This is a genomic window from Bacillus salacetis (assembly GCF_049177075.1).
Taxonomy (GTDB): Bacteria; Bacillota; Bacilli; order Bacillales; family Bacillaceae_B; genus Rossellomorea; species Rossellomorea salacetis_A.
Genome location: NZ_CP185377.1, coordinates 4232222 through 4248787, shown reverse-complemented (window position 1 = coordinate 4248787; position 16566 = coordinate 4232222). Strand labels below are relative to the sequence as shown.

Below are 16566 nucleotides of genomic sequence, written 5' to 3'. Positions count from 1 at the left end.
ATGGAAGGGGAACTTGGCATGGAAACGGAAGAGAGAAAAAGCTACAAATTCGGGTTGAGGAAGAAATTGGTCTTATTCATTACGCTGCTGGCGGTCATCACGTACTCCACCAGTGCGCTTTTTATTTATTATATCCGCCCGACTTTTGCAGCAGATATGAATGAAGCGGTTTTTACGACAGCAACATTGGCGATGGGGATCTTCTGGTCAGGAGTGCTTGCCTTTTTCGTTGCAGGTTTTATCACGAAGCCGCTGCAAAACTTGGAAAAAGCCGCAATTCAAGCTTCACAAGGGAATATCCAGGATGATGTGAAGCTGCCGAAATCCGACGATGAAATCCGCTCGCTGGGTACAGCATTTAATTCAATGCTTGCCAATCTGAGGGAAATGGTCCATAATATCGACGATAATTTCAATAAAACGAATGACACCGTTGTCCATATTTCCGAAGCATCTTCCAAGGCTTCCAAGCAGGCAGAAGGTATCGCGGTGACCATCAGTGAAATCTCGGCTGGAGCCGAAAGCTCTGCTGTTTCCATCCAATCGACTGCTGAATCGGTGGATGATGTGATCCGGATCGCTCAGGAAGTGCAGAACCGTTCCAAGTCATCCGAAACCATCTCAACGGAAATGCTGAAAGATCTGACAGAAAGCAAAAAAGTCATTAACTCCCTTGTTGAAGGCATTGAAGCGCTGGCGAAAGGGAATGAAAACTCTCTTGAAGCGGTCCGCCGTTTGGAGGATAATGCGAAAAAAGTAGAGCAGATCATCCAGCTTGTCGGCGACATCGCGGCACAGACAAATCTGCTTGCGCTGAATGCTTCCATTGAAGCGGCAAGGGCCGGTGAACACGGCAAAGGCTTCGCGGTTGTGGCAGAGGAAGTGCGGAAGCTTGCCGATCAAAGCGGTAAAGCCGTGCAGGGCATATCTGATTTGATAAAAAACATTCAGTCGGATGTCGGCAATGTGGCCGGCAGTATAAAGACTCAAGTGGAGAATGCCAATAATGAAGTGAAAAAAGGCACCCAGACAAATGTCGTCATCGAGGAAATGACTGAGACCATCAATGAAATGGCTGAATCTGTCCAGCAGATTTCCGGACTTGTTGATCAGCAGATGGAGTATATCGAATCTACTTCAAGGCAGTCACAGGAAGTGGCAGCCATCGCCGAAGAAACGTCAGCCGGCGCAGTCGAAGTAGCAGCTGCCACCAGGGACCAGGCAGCCGTCATGGGAAATGTGGAACAGCTAGCCTCCGCCCTGCAAAAACAGGCCGAAAGCTTAAAAAACACCATCACGCGTTTTCACTTATAAAAATGGGCTGCGCTCTTGCGGGAGTGCAGCTTTTTTGTTTGGTGACAATTTAAAATCAATAATTCTTTATAATTTTTCAAGGGTATGTAAAAATTAAACTATAACTCATTATGGCAGGAGGAATACGGCATGAAAGTCGCAATTGCATCAGATCATGGCGGTATTAATATTCGTGAAGAAATAAAAGATTTGCTCAATGAACTAGGAATAGAATTTGATGATTTTGGATGTGAATGCGATACATCTGTAGACTACCCGGATTATGCCCAGCCGGTCGCTGAAAAAGTAGCAAAGGGCGAGTATGACCGCGGCATACTGGTTTGCGGTACGGGAATCGGCATGAGCATTTCCGCAAATAAAGTAAAGGGGATCCGCTGTGCACTGGTACACGATGTATTCAGTGCCAAAGCAACCCGTCAGCACAATAACACAAACGTCCTGGCAATGGGCGAAAGAGTCATCGGCCCGGGACTGGCGAGGGAAATCGCAAAAACCTGGCTGGAGACTGATTTTGAAGGCGGACGCCACGAACGAAGAATTGGAAAAATAACAGAGTATGAAGAGAAAAACAGATAATCTGCCAAGGTAAAAGTTAGAGAAGGAGGCAGCAATCATGGATGTCGAAGTTCTCAAAAACCAACTGAACACTATATTGAATGAGTTCAAAGAGCAGTCTCCATTGCAAAATGGAAATCTGCTGGTTGTCGGCTGCTCTACTTCCGAAGTGATCGGCAAGAAGATTGGCACAGCCGGAACCTCAGAAGCGGCCCAAGTGATTTTCGAGAGGGTAAAAGCTTTCGCGGATGAGCAGGGCGCAGGTGTTGCGTTTCAATGCTGTGAACATCTCAACCGTGCGCTGGTAGTGGAAAGGGAATGGGCGGAAAAAAGAGACTATGAGGAAGTTTCCGTCATTCCGGTCAGAACAGCCGGCGGCGCAATGGCTACCTATGCTTATGAAAAATTTGAGGATCCCGTGGTGGTCGAGTTTATTAAAGCCGAAGCCGGAATTGATATCGGACAGACTTTTATTGGGATGCACCTGAAACATGTGGCGGTTCCCATCCGGGTCTCGCACAAAATGCTAGGGGAAGCCCACGTAACGCTTGCCAAAACCCGGCCGAAACTCATCGGCGGAACCCGCGCTGTCTACGAACCAAAACCCGAAAACAAATCGTGCTAGAGAGACAAAAATGGCGGACAACAGGTCCGCCATTTTTTATGTGGGATGAAGCACTTTAAAGCATTAACGTATTGGGGGACAGTCCCCCGTTGCTTTAAAGTGCTAAAGCAAGACATGCAAAATATTTTTTTGAATGTATGTAACATTACCGCCGCTCAGACGTTATGTAAGTAGAGAGAAAAAGGGGGGGAGCCGGTGCATGATGAAAAGAGGCAGAGTCTTGAAACGTTATATCGAAAGTATGCAGAGCAGTTATTTTACTTTCTGGTAAAGCTGTCCGGGAGCAGGGAAACAGCAGAGGACCTTGTCCAGGAGACGTTCATCCGTGCCACCGTCTCCCTGGAATTTTCAGAGACAGACAATGCTAAAGCCTGGCTGTTCAAGGTAGCCAGGAATGTATACCTTGATGAGTGGCGGAAGCGCAAAAGGCGGGAGAGATTCCCGTTTTTATCAAGGCTGCTCAAAGAAAAGGAAATGGTCAGTCCTTATGGAGTACCTGAAGAGGAAATCATCAGGCAATCTACAGTGGCAGAAATGCAGGAATTGCTTTCACACCTGCCTGAAAAATACAGGACCCTTTTATATTTACGTGAACATGAACAGTTTTCCTATAAAGAGCTTCAATCAGCGCTGGATTTATCGGAGTCCCAGGTGAAATCAGAGTTGTTCAGGGCAAGGAAAAGATTAAAGGAACTCTATGAGAAAAATGAAAGGAGTGATCAACGTGGCTGAATGGGATCAAAATTTGGAGAATAAAATCATGAAGAGATACCGATTTAAGTTTACCGCTCGGATTATCCAGGTAGTTATAGCCGTTCTTTTACTCTATTCTTTTTATATGATGGGGGTAAACATCATTGCAGATGCCTTGAAATGGGACCGGAAACATTTGTATGATATCAATCTGATGCTGGATTGGAAGTTTCCTAATGTGAAGACGACAATGTCTTACCCCATTAGTGAAACCGACGGCTTGTGGACGCAAAGGATGGAAGTACCGCTGTTTGAGCAAATCGGGAAAGAGGACTTTCCAACAGGGAACATCCATATGACGAAAGGGATCCTGCCGTTGAGTTCCCATCTTCAATACGATTGGGAGACTGCTGAAACAAGTGATTATTTCAGGTTCTACTTACCGGAAAATCCTAATTCGGGGAAAAAATATAGTCCTCAAACCTCTGATTCTGCCTGGACTACGTTGGAAAAAGTCCATGAGGGAACAGTAGCAGAAATGGCATTCTCTACGACGGAATTCATGGAACCGATTGAGCTCCAAAAAACGCTTGAAAACTATGATCTGCAAGTCTTATGGATGCCCTTATATACAGGGGAAATGAAGGAATTCAAAGCTGGATACGGGTCGAGCGGAAATGATATGCAGCTGACTGGTGTGTACGGGTTATCCAGCGGCAGGGAACATGATGGAGATTATATGTCCCAATCGCAAATGCTATTGGATTCCCGTCATATGGAGGAACTGCAGCAGGCAATGCTGGAGAGCATGAAAACCTTCTTGGAAGAAGAGAGTGAAGGCTATTACGATAGCTTCCTCGGCCTGGACCACCTTCAGGAAAGATACGATTATCTGAAAAAAGAAGGCTTCACCGTCTATGGTGCAGTAGTGACAGGACCAGTGAAAGAGCTGCTGAAGTTAAAAGACATCGAAGGAATCCACGGAGTCCAAGTCGGCGGCATGGAATACTGGAACTGGGATGCCTACTAACCCTTTACCACACTAAACCACTAAAAGGGACAGTCCCCTATTACACGCTAACGCGTTAAAGCACGAAGAGGGACAGTCCCTCTTAGTGCTTTAAAGGGGTGAAGCGCCCTCACCGCTCAACCCCGTCCATTTTACTCGTTTATTCTCCAGCGGAATCATGTTAGAATATAGAAGGAATTTGAAATTTTTCGAGATTGATAGAAACGGAATGTAAACGTTTTCCGTAATTTGAAGGGGGATCCGTATGAGCAAGATTGCAGCACAAGATCAAGAGTTATACCAAGCTATTCAAGATGAATTGCATCGCCAGCAGACGAAAATCGAACTGATCGCTTCTGAAAACTTCGTAAGCGAAGCTGTCATGGAAGCACAGGGGTCGGTTTTGACCAATAAATATGCTGAAGGTTATCCTGGACGCCGCTACTATGGCGGATGTGAACATGTCGATGTTGCTGAAAACCTTGCGCGCGACCGTGCGAAGAAGATTTTCGGAGCGGAGCATGCCAACGTTCAGCCGCACTCTGGTGCACAGGCGAACATGGCGGTTTACTTCACTATTTTGGAGCAAGGAGATACAGTCCTTGGAATGAACTTGTCGCATGGCGGCCACTTGACTCACGGAAGCCACGTGAACTTCAGCGGAATTCAATATAACTTCGTCGAGTACGGCGTTGATAAAGACAAGCAGGTCATCGACTATGATGACGTTCGTCAAAAAGCACTTGAACACAAGCCGAAATTGATTGTTGCCGGTGCGTCTGCTTACCCAAGACAAATCGATTTTGCCAAGTTCCGTGAAATTGCGGATGAAGTGGGAGCTTACCTGATGGTGGATATGGCTCACATCGCCGGACTTGTTGCAGCAGGTCTGCACCCGAATCCTGTACCGCATGCGGACTTTGTCACAACGACGACTCACAAAACGCTTCGCGGACCACGCGGCGGAATGATCCTTTGCAAAGAAGAATACGCGAAGAAAATCGATAAATCCATCTTCCCTGGAATCCAGGGCGGACCGCTGATGCATGTCATCGCGGCTAAAGCGGTTGCTTTTGGTGAAGCACTGCAGGACGACTTCAAATCCTATGCACAAAACGTCATCGACAACGCAAAACGTTTAGGTGAAGGTCTTGTAAAAGAAGGATTGCAGCTTGTATCGGGCGGAACGGATAACCACCTTCTGCTGATTGACCTGCGCTCCATGAACCTTACAGGAAAAGTGGCTGAAAAAGTTTTAGATGAAATCGGGATCACAACGAATAAGAATACGATTCCATTCGACCCTGAAAGCCCGTTCGTAACCAGCGGTATCCGCATCGGTACAGCAGCTGTTACATCCCGCGGCTTCGGATTGGAAGAAATGGACGAGATTGCATCCATTATTGCTTTCACCCTTAAAAACCAGGAAGATGAGCAGAAGCTGGAAGAAGCACGCCAGCGTGTGGAAACACTGACTGCCAAATTCCCTTTGTATGCAGATAGATAATTTTTAACCGAAAAACCGCCACCTCGCTTGGCGGTTTTTTTACGAGAAAATGACATCTCTGTGCAAACATTGCCACTCAATGTTCTTTTAGGTAAAATAGGACGGAGTATGAATTTGAGAGATTACGTAATTTTACATAAAGAAGGAGAGATTTCAGTGGGAAAAGTATATGTATTCGACCATCCGCTAATCCAGCATAAGCTGACATTCATCAGGCAGAAAGAAACGGGAACAAAGGAATTTCGCGAGCTTGTAGATGAGGTAGCATCCCTGATGGCTTTTGAAATCACTCGTGATATGCCTTTGGAGGACATCGAAATTGAAACGCCGGTAAGTAAAACGATGGCCAAGACACTTGCCGGTAAAAAATTGGGCATCGTGCCGATCCTTCGTGCCGGCCTTGGTATGGTTGACGGTATCCTGAAGCTGATCCCTGCGGCAAAAGTGGGACACGTAGGATTGTACCGCGACCCGGAAACACTTCAGCCTGTAGAATACTATGTAAAACTTCCGAGCGATGTCGAAGAGCGTGACTTCATCGTCGTTGACCCGATGCTTGCAACAGGAGGATCTGCGGTTGAAGCGATCAACTCCATCAAAAAGCGCGGCGCCAAAAACATTAAATTCATGTGTCTAGTGGCATGTCCTGAAGGGGTAGACGCCATTAAGAGCGCACATCCGGACGTGGATATCTTCATCGCGGCCCTTGATGAAAAACTGAACGAAAAAGGCTACATCGTCCCTGGTCTTGGAGATGCAGGCGACCGCTTGTTCGGAACAAAATAATCATTATGAATTGGAAAGCCTGTCTCTTCAACTATAGAGGCGGGCTTCTTTACCGCTTTAAAGGAGTGGGGGACTGTCCCCCGCCGCTTTAAAGCGATAAAGCGCCCCGTGCATACCTTCCCCTCCCGCGAGAAAAGCTAAACGGAAAGGGGGATCAGACACTATGCGCAAACTAACCGCACTCATACTCATACTACTCACACCACTGCACACTGCTGAAGCCCAGAGTTTCAAAATGCCTCAGCTCAAGGAAGAGCCAAATCAAGAGGAAATCCTGATTATTGAAACAGCAGGCCAGGTTGAACCTGCCCAAATAAAAGAAGAACTAAAAAATCATCCATCTCTAAAATTGAGGCATATGTTTTCCGAAGTCCTAAACGGCTACTCAATCCAAGGCCCGAAAGCTGAACTAAACAACTTCCTAGCCTCTCACCCAAAGGCAAACCTGATCACCACCTCCAAAGCTCAAACCTACACGGTCAAAAGAGACAGCACCATCCCGTTTGTCGGAGCAGAAAAGATCAGGGGCTACTTCGATAAAAAAGGCAGCCGGCTGACTGGGGAAGGGGTAAAGGTCGGCATCATCGACACCGGCATGGATCTCCATCACCGTGACCTCTCACGAAACTTCAAAGGAGGGAAAGATGTCGTTGATGGAGATAAGGAGCCGATGGAAACCCAGGGAGGCGGAGGCTACTCAACCATTCATGGGACACATGTCGCCGGCATCATCGCTGCAAACGGGTCTCTCCAAGGGATGGCGCCGAACGCTGACCTTTACATCTATCGCGCGTTAGGACCAGGCGGGCGAGGAACAACGGACCAGGTTCTCGCTGCCATTGAAGCTGCTGTCAAAGACAAAGTCGACATCATCAACCTTTCCCTGGGCAGTGAAGTCAACGGACCCGACCTGCCTTTAAGCAAAGCCTTGGACAAGGTAGCTGAAAAAGGGATACTACCCGTTGTGGCGAGCGGGAATTCGGGACCTGGAGTCTGGACGATCGGAACTCCTGCCACCTCTGCGGATTCATTAGCGGTCGGAGCTTCAACACCTCCGACAGAGGTCCCGTATCTCAAAATCGGAAAAGAAAAAATCCGACTTCTTTCTATAGATAGGACCGGTAAGTGGCGAAAGAAAAGAAATATAGAGGTATACGATGGCGGTCTGGGCACGCCGGAAGAATTAACAGGCAGCTTCGGGAAAATAGCGGTCATCCAAAGAGGCCATCTCACCTTTGAAGAGAAAATAAATAACGCAGAAAAAGCCGGTGCCAAAGGGGTCATCATCTATAACAACACGAAGGGGCTGTTTGCTGCCATGATCCAGATGGAAAAGGGCATTCCGGCAGCAGTGACTTCCATGGAAAATGGAAAAAACCTTTTAAAAACGAAAAAACCTATATCCATCATCATGAAAACAGAACAAGACAAGCTGGCTCCGTTCAGTTCAAAAGGTCCCGTCACCGTAAACTGGATGATCAAGCCGGACTTGACTGCTCCCGGAGTCGATATCAACAGCACAATCCCGGACGGTTATATGTCCCTCCAAGGCACCAGCATGGCAGCACCGCATGTTAGCGGAGCGGCTGCCATACTAAAGCAGGCCCATCCCGATTGGAGCGCCCAGGAAATCAAATCGGCCCTGATGCTGACGGCAAAAGAGATCGTCAATGAAGAAGGGGTTCCGTATAAGGTATACGAACAGGGATCGGGAAGGATCCAGGTCGATAAAGCCCTGGAGTTGGAGACACTTGTCTTTCCTTCCTCCATTTCAATGGGCGGACTTGAAACGACTAAGAAAAGATTTTTAGAGAAACAGCTGACCATCAAAAATAGAGGAACCGAACCCAAAACCTATTCATTCCAACCAGCAGAAACAAGAAATGACCTTCGCTGGGAAGTGCCACTAAGTTTTGACTTGGAACCAGGCGAGGAGAAAATAGTGACGGTACGGGCGATCATCAAAAAATTCCCGAAAGAGCATGCCCTCTGGGAAGGAAAGCTTCTGCTTGAAGAGGGGACCAAGGAATATTCCCTTCCATACCTGATTGCCGTAGGAACACCTGATTACCCGCGGGTAATGGGATTTTCGGCAGTTCCGGGTGATGCTCCCGATACGCTGAGATATGAGGCCTATCTGCCGGGCGGCGGGGAAGAGTTCGCACTCGCACTGTATGACCAGGAAACGATGCAGATGCTCACCATTCTGGAGCAAAGGCGCCAGGTTGGGCATGGAATGATCAGTAATCAGGTTAAACTTCCTTCTTATATAAAAGGGAAAACATTTTACGCAGTCGCGTTCGTGAGGAAAAGCGGTGACGAGGATTACCAGGAGAACTTGATTGAGTGGTACAGGTGAGGGAGTGATGGCTGCTCCCTCTTTTTTTGAAGAGTTTTTTCGAGCAAGACAGTGGGGGAGAATATATGTTTTTAACAAAACACCGGATTATAACTCGTCATAAGCTCTGTAATCCTCTATTCCTTGTCTAAACACTGGATTATAACCCTGCGTATACATTGTAATCCTATGAATATTGACTAACCACCGGATTATAACTCCGCATATGCACTATAATCCTGTGAATATTAATTAACCACCGGTTTATAACTCAATCTGCAATCCATAAACCCATGAATACTGGCTAAATACGGGATTATAACTCCGTATACGCTCTATAGTCCCGTGATTGTTTGCTAAACACCTGGTTATGGCTCATCTCCCGCTCCATAACCCCATGTTCCCCCAGGTCATTACCCTGCCGGCCCAATTCCTCAAGACCCCCCACATACTATATCACCCTAACAAACCAATCCCCCGCACTTCCTTCATCATCCAGTAAACATGTGGAATTTTTTACAATAAAAATTCCTCTTTCAAACTTTCATCCTATTCTTATATAATGAAATTGGCACCAAAATTCTGCACATTTTTACAAATTTGATGATTTTGTGAACAAATCAGGAACGCGTGGCAAGGTTGTGAACTTTTTCACTGTAACGCATTGACATCAATTCTGCCCTATTGTATGCTTACAAAGGATATGAAATGATAGGGTTTTCACAATCATTCTCGTGTCGAATTGGATCTTTTGCTAATGTGAAAGATTTACCGCAAGCAAATCCCCGGAAATGTAGGGATGCCTATGCGTCAACGTAATAGACGCCCGTTACAAGCCATGGCTTTATACACAGCCATTCTCTCGCAACTTGTCGGATCCATGCTGATCGGTATCTTCGGAGGAAGATGGCTCGACAGTTACCTGGATACCGCGCCACTTTTTTTAGTAATCGGACTACTCCTTGGACTAGCAACAGGAATTTATGCAATGCTCCGTACAGTCCGTACTTACTTTTCAGGAGACTAATGTTTTATGCCGGAAATTCAACAGATGTTCATCAGACATCGCAAGTACATATTCTTCCTGCTCGCAATCTACGTTCTTGGCTGGGGGTTCACAGACTACCAATCGGTCTTCCTCGGGCTCATCCTTGGGACGGGCATCAGCTTGTTCAACCACTGGGTGATGGTCAAAAGGACAGTCAGGTTTGGGGATAAGGTAATTGCAGGAGAAAAAGTTCGTTCTTTGGGAACGTTTTCACGCATGGCCGGCGCGGCTTTCGCGGTGATCATTGCGATGGAATACCCGGACACATTTCATCTTCTGAGCGTTGTTATTGGATTAATGACATCATATCTTGTCATTATGATAGATTATTTGATTCAACAGCTTCAACTTCATAAATAGCGGGGAAGAGAGGTGAATTTCATTGCATCATGAAAATCCTACTGCTGAGTTTCTTGGACTAACTTTTAACTTGGCAAATGTATTAATGATTACAGTAGCAAGTGCGATAGTATTCCTGCTTGCCGTTGTGTCAACCCGGCGAATGGCCATGAAACCAACCGGTATGCAGAACTTTATGGAATGGGTCATGGATTTCGTCAAGAACATCGTAAAAAGCAACATGGACTGGAAAACTGGAGGAAGGTTCCACATCCTCGGGATAACATTGATTATGTACATCTTTGTATCTAACATGTTAGGTCTTCCATTCTCAGTGGTCATTGACCACGAACTCTGGTGGAAATCACCGACAGCCGATCCTACCATCTCATTAACACTGGCGGTCATGGTTGTTGGTCTATCACACTACTACGGTGTGAAAATGAAAGGTTTCGGTGAATACGGAAAAGATTTCTTTAAACCTATGTGGTTCTTATTCCCGCTGAAGATAATCGAGGAATTTGCAAACACTCTCACATTAGGTCTTCGTCTTTACGGAAACATCTACGCTGGTGAAATCCTGCTCGCACTATTGGCGGGAAGCTTGGCCACAGGCGTGGGCGGAACTCTTGCGGCAATACTGCCAATGCTGGCATGGCAAGGTTTCTCGATATTTGTTGGTGCAATCCAATCATTTATCTTCGTAATGTTAACGATGGTTTACATTTCTCACAAAGTGAGTGCAGACCATTAATATATACCTGTTCATTTATGAACAAAAACCCTATTTAAGAAAAAAATATTTTTCATACATTTAAGGAGGAACTTAATAATGGGTCTATTAGCAGCAGCAATCGCAATCGGTTTGGCAGCACTTGGTGCCGGTATCGGTAACGGTCTTATCGTATCTCGTACAGTTGAAGGAATTGCACGTCAGCCAGAAGCACGTGGTATGCTTCAAACTACAATGTTCATCGGGGTAGCACTAGTTGAGGCGATTCCTATCATCGCCGTTGTTATCGCGTTCATGGTACAAGGTCAATAATCGGAAGTTAAACACGTTCCAAAATGGCGAAGATCATTCCATGAGAACCTTCGCCATTCCTTTATGTTCATGACTTCAATCACAAGTTTTGTGAATACAGCATTACTTTATAAGTTAAAAAGCGGATCTAAAAGAGAAGCTATGTCTCTTGAAGGGAGTGAAATCGCGTGCTAACAAACGCATTTGTCCTTGGTGCAGCTGAATTCAACGGTGGAGACATCTTGTTCCAGCTTGCCATGTTCATCATTTTGCTAGCGTTGCTGAAGAAATTCGCATGGGGTCCACTCATGGGAATTATGAAAGAACGTGAAGACCATATTGCAAGTGAAATCAATGCGGCCGAATCAAGCCGTACTGAAGCAAACAACTTGCTTGAAGAACAGCGCCAGCTTTTAAAGGAAGCTCGTCAAGAAGCACAAACTATGATCGAGAATTCCAAGAAGCAAGGCGAGCAACAACGTGAGGAGATTATCGCAACTGCCCGTGCTGAAGGTGAACGCCTGAAAGAAGCGGCGAAACGTGAAATCGAAACTCAGAAAGAACAAGCAGTCACTGCATTGCGTGAGCAGGTTTCATCACTATCTGTCCTTATCGCATCTAAAGTGATCGAGAAAGAACTAAGCGTGGAAGATCAGCAGAAATTGATCAATGACTATATTCAAGAGGCAGGAGAAGAGCGATGAGTAATATTGCCGTAGCAAAACGCTATGCGATAGCTCTTTTCGAAATTGCCAAAGAACATAATCAGTTAGAATCAATTGAAGTGGAGCTTCGCGTAGTCAGAACCGTATTCGAAGAAAACAAAGAATTAGGCGTCCTTTTGGAAACTCCAAGAATCACGACGGAGAAGAAAAAAGAAATCCTTAAAGAAGCGTTCTCATCTGCTTCACCATATGTAATGAATACTCTGATGCTCCTTGTCGACCGTCACCGTGCAAACCAGGTAACAGCACTTATTGATGCTTTTATCGAACTTGCGAATGACGAGCGCGGGGTTGCTGAAGCCAAAGTATACTCTGTCCGTCCATTGGATGAGGCGGAAAAAGCAGCGCTGTCTGCGTCTTTTGCGAAAAAAGTCGGAAAAAGTTCATTGCGCATCGAAAACATTACAGACACGAACCTTCTCGGCGGCTTGAAGCTGAGAATCGGCAACCGCATATTTGACGGAAGCCTAAAAGGAAAACTAGAGCGCCTAGAGCGTGAATTAATCCGTAAATAAGCCGGGCGGTTTCAAACCGAGCCTGCATAAACGATATAAGGGAGTCTCTATTATAGAGATACCCTGAAAAAATCCAATGTAACCATAGAGGGGTGAAATTCATGAGCATCAAAGCTGAAGAAATCAGTGCGCTGATAAAAAAGCAAATTGAAAACTATCAGTCAGAAATGAAAGTAAGCGACGTAGGTACGGTAATCCAGATCGGGGACGGTATCGCACGTGCTCATGGCCTCGACAACGTCATGGCTGGAGAGCTTGTTGAGTTTTCAAACGGTGTCATGGGTATGGCACAGAACCTTGAAGAAAATAACGTAGGTATCGTAATCCTTGGACCTTACAGTGATATCCGTGAAGGCGATGAAGTTCGCCGTACGGGACGTATCATGGAGGTACCTGTAGGTGAAGAACTTATCGGCCGCGTTGTTAACTCACTAGGACAACCAGTAGATGGTCTTGGCCCTATCAATGCAACAAAAACACGTCCAATCGAAAGCAAAGCAACTGGTGTTATGGATCGTAAATCTGTTCATGAGCCGTTGCAGACTGGTATCAAAGCGATCGACGCTCTTGTGCCAATCGGCCGCGGACAGCGTGAATTGATCATCGGTGACCGTCAGACAGGTAAAACTTCTGTTGCCATCGATACAATTCTTAACCAAAAAGATCAAGATATGGTATGTATCTATGTAGCGATCGGACAAAAAGAATCTACAGTGCGTAACGCTGTAGAAACTCTTCGTAAGCATGGTGCGCTTGATTACACAATCGTTGTAACAGCGTCTGCTTCACAGCCGGCTCCAATGTTATTCCTTGCTCCTTACGCAGGTGTAACAATGGGTGAGGAATTCATGTTTAACGGCAAGCACGTTCTTGTTGTATATGATGACCTTTCCAAGCAAGCTGCAGCATACCGTGAACTTTCACTACTATTACGCCGTCCTCCAGGCCGTGAAGCGTTCCCTGGTGACGTATTCTACTTGCACAGCCGTCTACTAGAGCGTGCAGCTAAACTAAGTGATGCGAAAGGTGCCGGTTCAATCACTGCACTTCCGTTCGTTGAGACACAAGCGGGCGATATCTCTGCTTACATCCCGACAAACGTTATCTCCATCACTGATGGACAGATCTTCTTGCAGTCTGACTTGTTCTTCTCTGGTGTACGTCCAGCGATCAACGCCGGTCTTTCTGTATCCCGTGTAGGTGGATCTGCACAAATCAAAGCGATGAAAAAGGTATCTGGTACACTGCGTCTTGACCTTGCAGCATACCGTGAGCTTGAAGCATTCGCTCAATTCGGTTCCGATCTTGATAAAGCAACACAGGCGAAACTTAACCGTGGTGCGCGTACTGTAGAAGTACTTAAGCAGGATCTTAACAAGCCGTTAAAAGTTGAAAAACAAGTTATGATTCTTTATGCGTTGACGAAAGGTCATCTGGATGATATCCCTGTTGGAGACATCCGCCGCTTCGAGGAAGAATTCCTTAGCTGGTTAGATCGCAACCATACTGAGTTGTTAGACCATATTCGCACAACAAAAGGTCTTCCTGAAGACGATGCAATGAAAGCTGCAATCAACGAATTCAAGAAAACTTTTGCCAAGTCTGAATAATAAACTACCAACAAGTCACAAGGCAGGCCATAAGAGCATATCAGCTCCACGGTCCTGCCCTCGTGTTTGAGGTAAGGTCTGAAACAATAAAAAGGGTGGTGAGAACCAGTGGCATCGTTACGCGACATTAAATCTCGTATAACTTCTACGAAAAAGACGAGTCAAATAACTAAAGCCATGCAAATGGTTTCTGCATCAAAGATGGCCCGTGCTGAAACGAATGCAAAATCATTCGTTCCTTATATGGAGAAAATCCAGGAGGTAGTTTCATCTATCGCCCTTGGAAGCAAAGACGCATCCCATCCGATGCTAGTCTCCCGCCCCGTTAAAAAAACCGGCTACTTGGTCATCACGTCTGACCGCGGTTTAGCGGGAGCATATAACAGTAATGTTATACGACTTGTCCATAACACAATCAAAGAACGTCATTCATCCAACGATGAATTTGCTATAATTGCAATCGGCCGCATCGGCAGGGACTTTTTCCAAAAGCGTGATTACAATGTAATCGAAGGCATCACAGGAATCCCGGATCAGCCGAGTTTCTCTGATATCAAAGATATCGCAAACAAAGCAGTAGGCATGTTCTCTGACGGCGCTTATGATGAGTTGTACCTATACTACAACCATTATGTCAGTGCCATCCAGCAAGATGTTACTGAGAAGAAAGTTCTGCCATTGACAGATCTTGATACTTCAGCAAAACTGACATCTTATGAATTTGAGCCTTCTGCGGAAGATATTTTAGAAGTACTGCTTCCTCAATATGCTGAGAGCTTGATTTACGGCGCATTGCTTGACGGTAAAGCCAGTGAGCATGCTGCACGTATGACAGCGATGAAGTCTGCAACGGATAATGCAAAGGAACTGATCAACAGCTTATCACTTTCTTACAACCGTGCGCGTCAGGCTGCCATCACTCAGGAGATCACCGAAATTGTCGGTGGAGCAGCTGCATTAGAATAAACCAATTCAACGGCTGGAAGGGATTCCGCCCAGCCTTTTTCTTTAATATGTCGTCAAATGCTAGATAGGAGGGAAAAAGATGAACAAAGGACACGTTCTTCAAGTAATGGGTCCGGTTGTTGACGTTAAGTTCGAAAGCGGTCAACTGCCTGATATCTTTAACGCTCTTGTTATCAAACAAGAAGCGAAAGCTGATGCTAAAGGCATCAATTTAACACTAGAAGTTGCCCTTCACCTAGGTGATGATACGGTCCGTACGATCGCGATGGATTCCACTGATGGATTGACTCGCGGAATCGAAGTAGCAGACACTGGAGCTCCTATCTCAGTTCCGGTTGGTGACGTTACTCTTGGACGTGTATTCAACGTACTTGGTGAAACAATTGACCTTGATGAAGAAATCGATAAAAGTGCACGCCGTGATCCTATTCACAGAGAAGCACCTAAATTCGATCAACTTTCTACAGAGGTAGAAATCCTTGAAACTGGTATTAAAGTCGTTGACCTTCTTGCTCCTTACATCAAAGGTGGTAAGATCGGACTATTCGGCGGTGCCGGTGTAGGTAAAACAGTATTAATCCAGGAGCTTATCAATAACATCGCTCAAGAGCACGGCGGTCTTTCCGTATTCGCCGGTGTAGGTGAGCGTACTCGTGAAGGTAATGACCTTTTCCACGAGATGAGCGATTCTGGCGTTATCAAGAAAACAGCAATGGTATTCGGTCAGATGAACGAGCCGCCAGGAGCACGTATGCGTGTTGCCCTGACTGGTCTGACAATGGCTGAATATTTCCGTGATGAGCAAGGACAGGACGTTCTTCTGTTCGTTGACAACATCTTCCGTTTCACACAAGCAGGTTCTGAGGTTTCCGCCCTTCTTGGCCGTATGCCTTCAGCGGTAGGTTACCAACCGACACTTGCAACGGATATGGGTCAATTGCAGGAACGTATCACATCTACTAACGTAGGTTCTGTTACATCGATCCAAGCGATCTATGTACCTGCCGATGACTACACGGATCCGGCTCCAGCTACAACTTTCGCTCACTTGGATGCTACAACGAACCTTGAGCGTAAGCTTTCTGAAATGGGTATCTACCCTGCGGTGGATCCACTTGCATCTACTTCACGTGCCCTTTCTCCTGAAATTGTTGGAGAAGAACACTACAATGTTGCACGTCAAGTACAGCAGACATTACAGCGTTACAAAGAACTTCAAGACATCATTGCGATCCTTGGTATGGATGAGCTTTCAGACGAAGATAAATTGGTTGTTCACCGCGCACGCCGTGTTCAATTCTTCTTATCTCAAAACTTCCACGTTGCTGAACAGTTCACTGGCCAAAAAGGATCTTATGTTCAGGTTAAAGATACTGTTCAAGACTTCAAAGAGATTCTTGAAGGTAAATATGACCACATTCCAGAAGATGCATTCCGTCTAGTAGGTCCAATGAGTGACGTACTTAAAGCAGCAAAAGAGATGGGTGTAGAAGTATAATCAGGGACCAGGAG

17 protein-coding genes and 1 pseudogene are annotated in these 16566 nt (G+C 45.9%); all 18 read left to right on the top strand.

Annotation, left to right across the window (positions count from 1 at the left end; genetic code table 11):
• Positions 1-375 (top strand): annotated as a pseudogene (locus tag ACOJQI_RS21860) (HAMP domain-containing protein); the annotation flags it as partial.
• Complete coding sequence (locus ACOJQI_RS21855; protein WP_421385535.1) at positions 367-1314, top strand: methyl-accepting chemotaxis protein; 948 nt, start codon at positions 367-369, stop codon at positions 1312-1314. The pseudogene ACOJQI_RS21860 and the gene ACOJQI_RS21855, both read left to right, overlap by 9 nt.
• Before the next feature lie 129 nt (positions 1315-1443).
• Positions 1444-1890, top strand: coding sequence for a ribose 5-phosphate isomerase B (rpiB, locus tag ACOJQI_RS21850; RefSeq protein ID WP_421382090.1), 447 nt, complete (start codon positions 1444-1446; stop codon positions 1888-1890).
• 37 nt (positions 1891-1927) lie between these two features.
• Entirely contained in the window at positions 1928-2494 is a 567-nt protein-coding gene (locus ACOJQI_RS21845; RefSeq protein ID WP_421382087.1) for a TIGR01440 family protein, read from the top strand.
• Positions 2495-2689: 195 nt separating this feature from the next.
• On the top strand, positions 2690-3226 hold the full coding sequence (locus ACOJQI_RS21840) for an RNA polymerase sigma factor (RefSeq protein WP_421382085.1): 537 nt from the start codon (positions 2690-2692) through the stop codon (positions 3224-3226).
• The gene (locus ACOJQI_RS21835; protein ID WP_421382083.1) at positions 3219-4217 is read left to right on the top strand and encodes an anti sigma factor C-terminal domain-containing protein; all 999 of its coding nucleotides are present in this window, start codon (positions 3219-3221) and stop codon (positions 4215-4217) included. The genes ACOJQI_RS21840 and ACOJQI_RS21835 overlap by 8 nt, the downstream gene beginning before the upstream one ends.
• A 244-nt stretch (positions 4218-4461) precedes the next feature.
• Entirely contained in the window at positions 4462-5703 is a 1242-nt protein-coding gene (gene glyA / locus ACOJQI_RS21830) for a serine hydroxymethyltransferase (RefSeq protein WP_421382081.1), read from the top strand.
• Between the two features lie 156 nt (positions 5704-5859).
• Positions 5860-6489 carry a uracil phosphoribosyltransferase gene (gene upp / locus ACOJQI_RS21825; protein WP_421382079.1) on the top strand — a complete coding sequence of 210 codons (630 nt, stop codon included), beginning with the start codon at positions 5860-5862 and terminating at the stop codon, positions 6487-6489.
• A 163-nt stretch (positions 6490-6652) separates the two neighbouring features.
• The gene (locus ACOJQI_RS21820) at positions 6653-8848 is read left to right on the top strand and encodes a S8 family serine peptidase (protein ID WP_421382077.1); all 2196 of its coding nucleotides are present in this window, start codon (positions 6653-6655) and stop codon (positions 8846-8848) included.
• 784 nt (positions 8849-9632) lie between these two features.
• Complete coding sequence (locus tag ACOJQI_RS21815; RefSeq protein WP_421382075.1) at positions 9633-9854, top strand: AtpZ/AtpI family protein; 222 nt, start codon at positions 9633-9635, stop codon at positions 9852-9854.
• A 6-nt stretch (positions 9855-9860) separates the two neighbouring features.
• Positions 9861-10235 carry an ATP synthase subunit I gene (locus ACOJQI_RS21810; protein ID WP_421382073.1) on the top strand — a complete coding sequence of 125 codons (375 nt, stop codon included), beginning with the start codon at positions 9861-9863 and terminating at the stop codon, positions 10233-10235.
• A gap of 22 nt (positions 10236-10257) precedes the next feature.
• Positions 10258-10968, top strand: coding sequence for a F0F1 ATP synthase subunit A (gene atpB, locus ACOJQI_RS21805; RefSeq protein WP_421382071.1), 711 nt, complete (start codon positions 10258-10260; stop codon positions 10966-10968).
• A 78-nt stretch (positions 10969-11046) separates the two neighbouring features.
• On the top strand, positions 11047-11259 hold the full coding sequence (atpE, locus tag ACOJQI_RS21800) for a F0F1 ATP synthase subunit C (protein WP_006838507.1): 213 nt from the start codon (positions 11047-11049) through the stop codon (positions 11257-11259).
• A 167-nt stretch (positions 11260-11426) separates the two neighbouring features.
• Positions 11427-11942: a F0F1 ATP synthase subunit B gene (locus ACOJQI_RS21795; protein WP_421382068.1), complete on the top strand. Its 516-nt coding sequence runs from the start codon at positions 11427-11429 to the stop codon at positions 11940-11942.
• Positions 11939-12478: a F0F1 ATP synthase subunit delta gene (locus ACOJQI_RS21790; protein WP_421382066.1), complete on the top strand. Its 540-nt coding sequence runs from the start codon at positions 11939-11941 to the stop codon at positions 12476-12478. Before ACOJQI_RS21795 ends, ACOJQI_RS21790 begins: the two co-directional genes overlap by 4 nt.
• Before the next feature lie 101 nt (positions 12479-12579).
• Positions 12580-14088 (top strand): F0F1 ATP synthase subunit alpha, encoded by a 1509-nt coding sequence (gene atpA, locus ACOJQI_RS21785; protein ID WP_421382064.1) that lies wholly within the window; start codon positions 12580-12582, stop codon positions 14086-14088.
• A 108-nt stretch (positions 14089-14196) separates the two neighbouring features.
• Positions 14197-15054, top strand: a complete 858-nt coding sequence (locus ACOJQI_RS21780; RefSeq protein ID WP_409252243.1) for a F0F1 ATP synthase subunit gamma — start codon at positions 14197-14199, stop codon at positions 15052-15054.
• Positions 15055-15133: 79 nt separating this feature from the next.
• Positions 15134-16552, top strand: a complete 1419-nt coding sequence (gene atpD, locus ACOJQI_RS21775; protein ID WP_421382062.1) for a F0F1 ATP synthase subunit beta — start codon at positions 15134-15136, stop codon at positions 16550-16552.
• Positions 16553-16566 lie beyond the last annotated feature (14 nt).

Bases quoted from the DNA above. Each gene is read 5' to 3' on its own strand.
- ACOJQI_RS21855 (WP_421385535.1), top strand. From the start codon at position 367: ATGCTTGCCAATCTGAGGGAAATGGTCCATAATATCGACGATAATTTC.
- rpiB (WP_421382090.1), top strand. From the start codon at position 1,444: ATGAAAGTCGCAATTGCATCAGATCATGGCGGTATTAATATTCGTGAA.
- ACOJQI_RS21845 (WP_421382087.1), top strand. From the start codon at position 1,928: ATGGATGTCGAAGTTCTCAAAAACCAACTGAACACTATATTGAATGAG.
- glyA (WP_421382081.1), top strand. From the start codon at position 4,462: ATGAGCAAGATTGCAGCACAAGATCAAGAGTTATACCAAGCTATTCAA.
- ACOJQI_RS21820 (WP_421382077.1), top strand. From the start codon at position 6,653: ATGCGCAAACTAACCGCACTCATACTCATACTACTCACACCACTGCAC.
- ACOJQI_RS21815 (WP_421382075.1), top strand. From the start codon at position 9,633: ATGCGTCAACGTAATAGACGCCCGTTACAAGCCATGGCTTTATACACA.
- ACOJQI_RS21810 (WP_421382073.1), top strand. From the start codon at position 9,861: ATGCCGGAAATTCAACAGATGTTCATCAGACATCGCAAGTACATATTC.
- atpE (WP_006838507.1), top strand. From the start codon at position 11,047: ATGGGTCTATTAGCAGCAGCAATCGCAATCGGTTTGGCAGCACTTGGT.
- ACOJQI_RS21790 (WP_421382066.1), top strand. From the start codon at position 11,939: ATGAGTAATATTGCCGTAGCAAAACGCTATGCGATAGCTCTTTTCGAA.
- atpA (WP_421382064.1), top strand. From the start codon at position 12,580: ATGAGCATCAAAGCTGAAGAAATCAGTGCGCTGATAAAAAAGCAAATT.
- atpD (WP_421382062.1), top strand. From the start codon at position 15,134: ATGAACAAAGGACACGTTCTTCAAGTAATGGGTCCGGTTGTTGACGTT.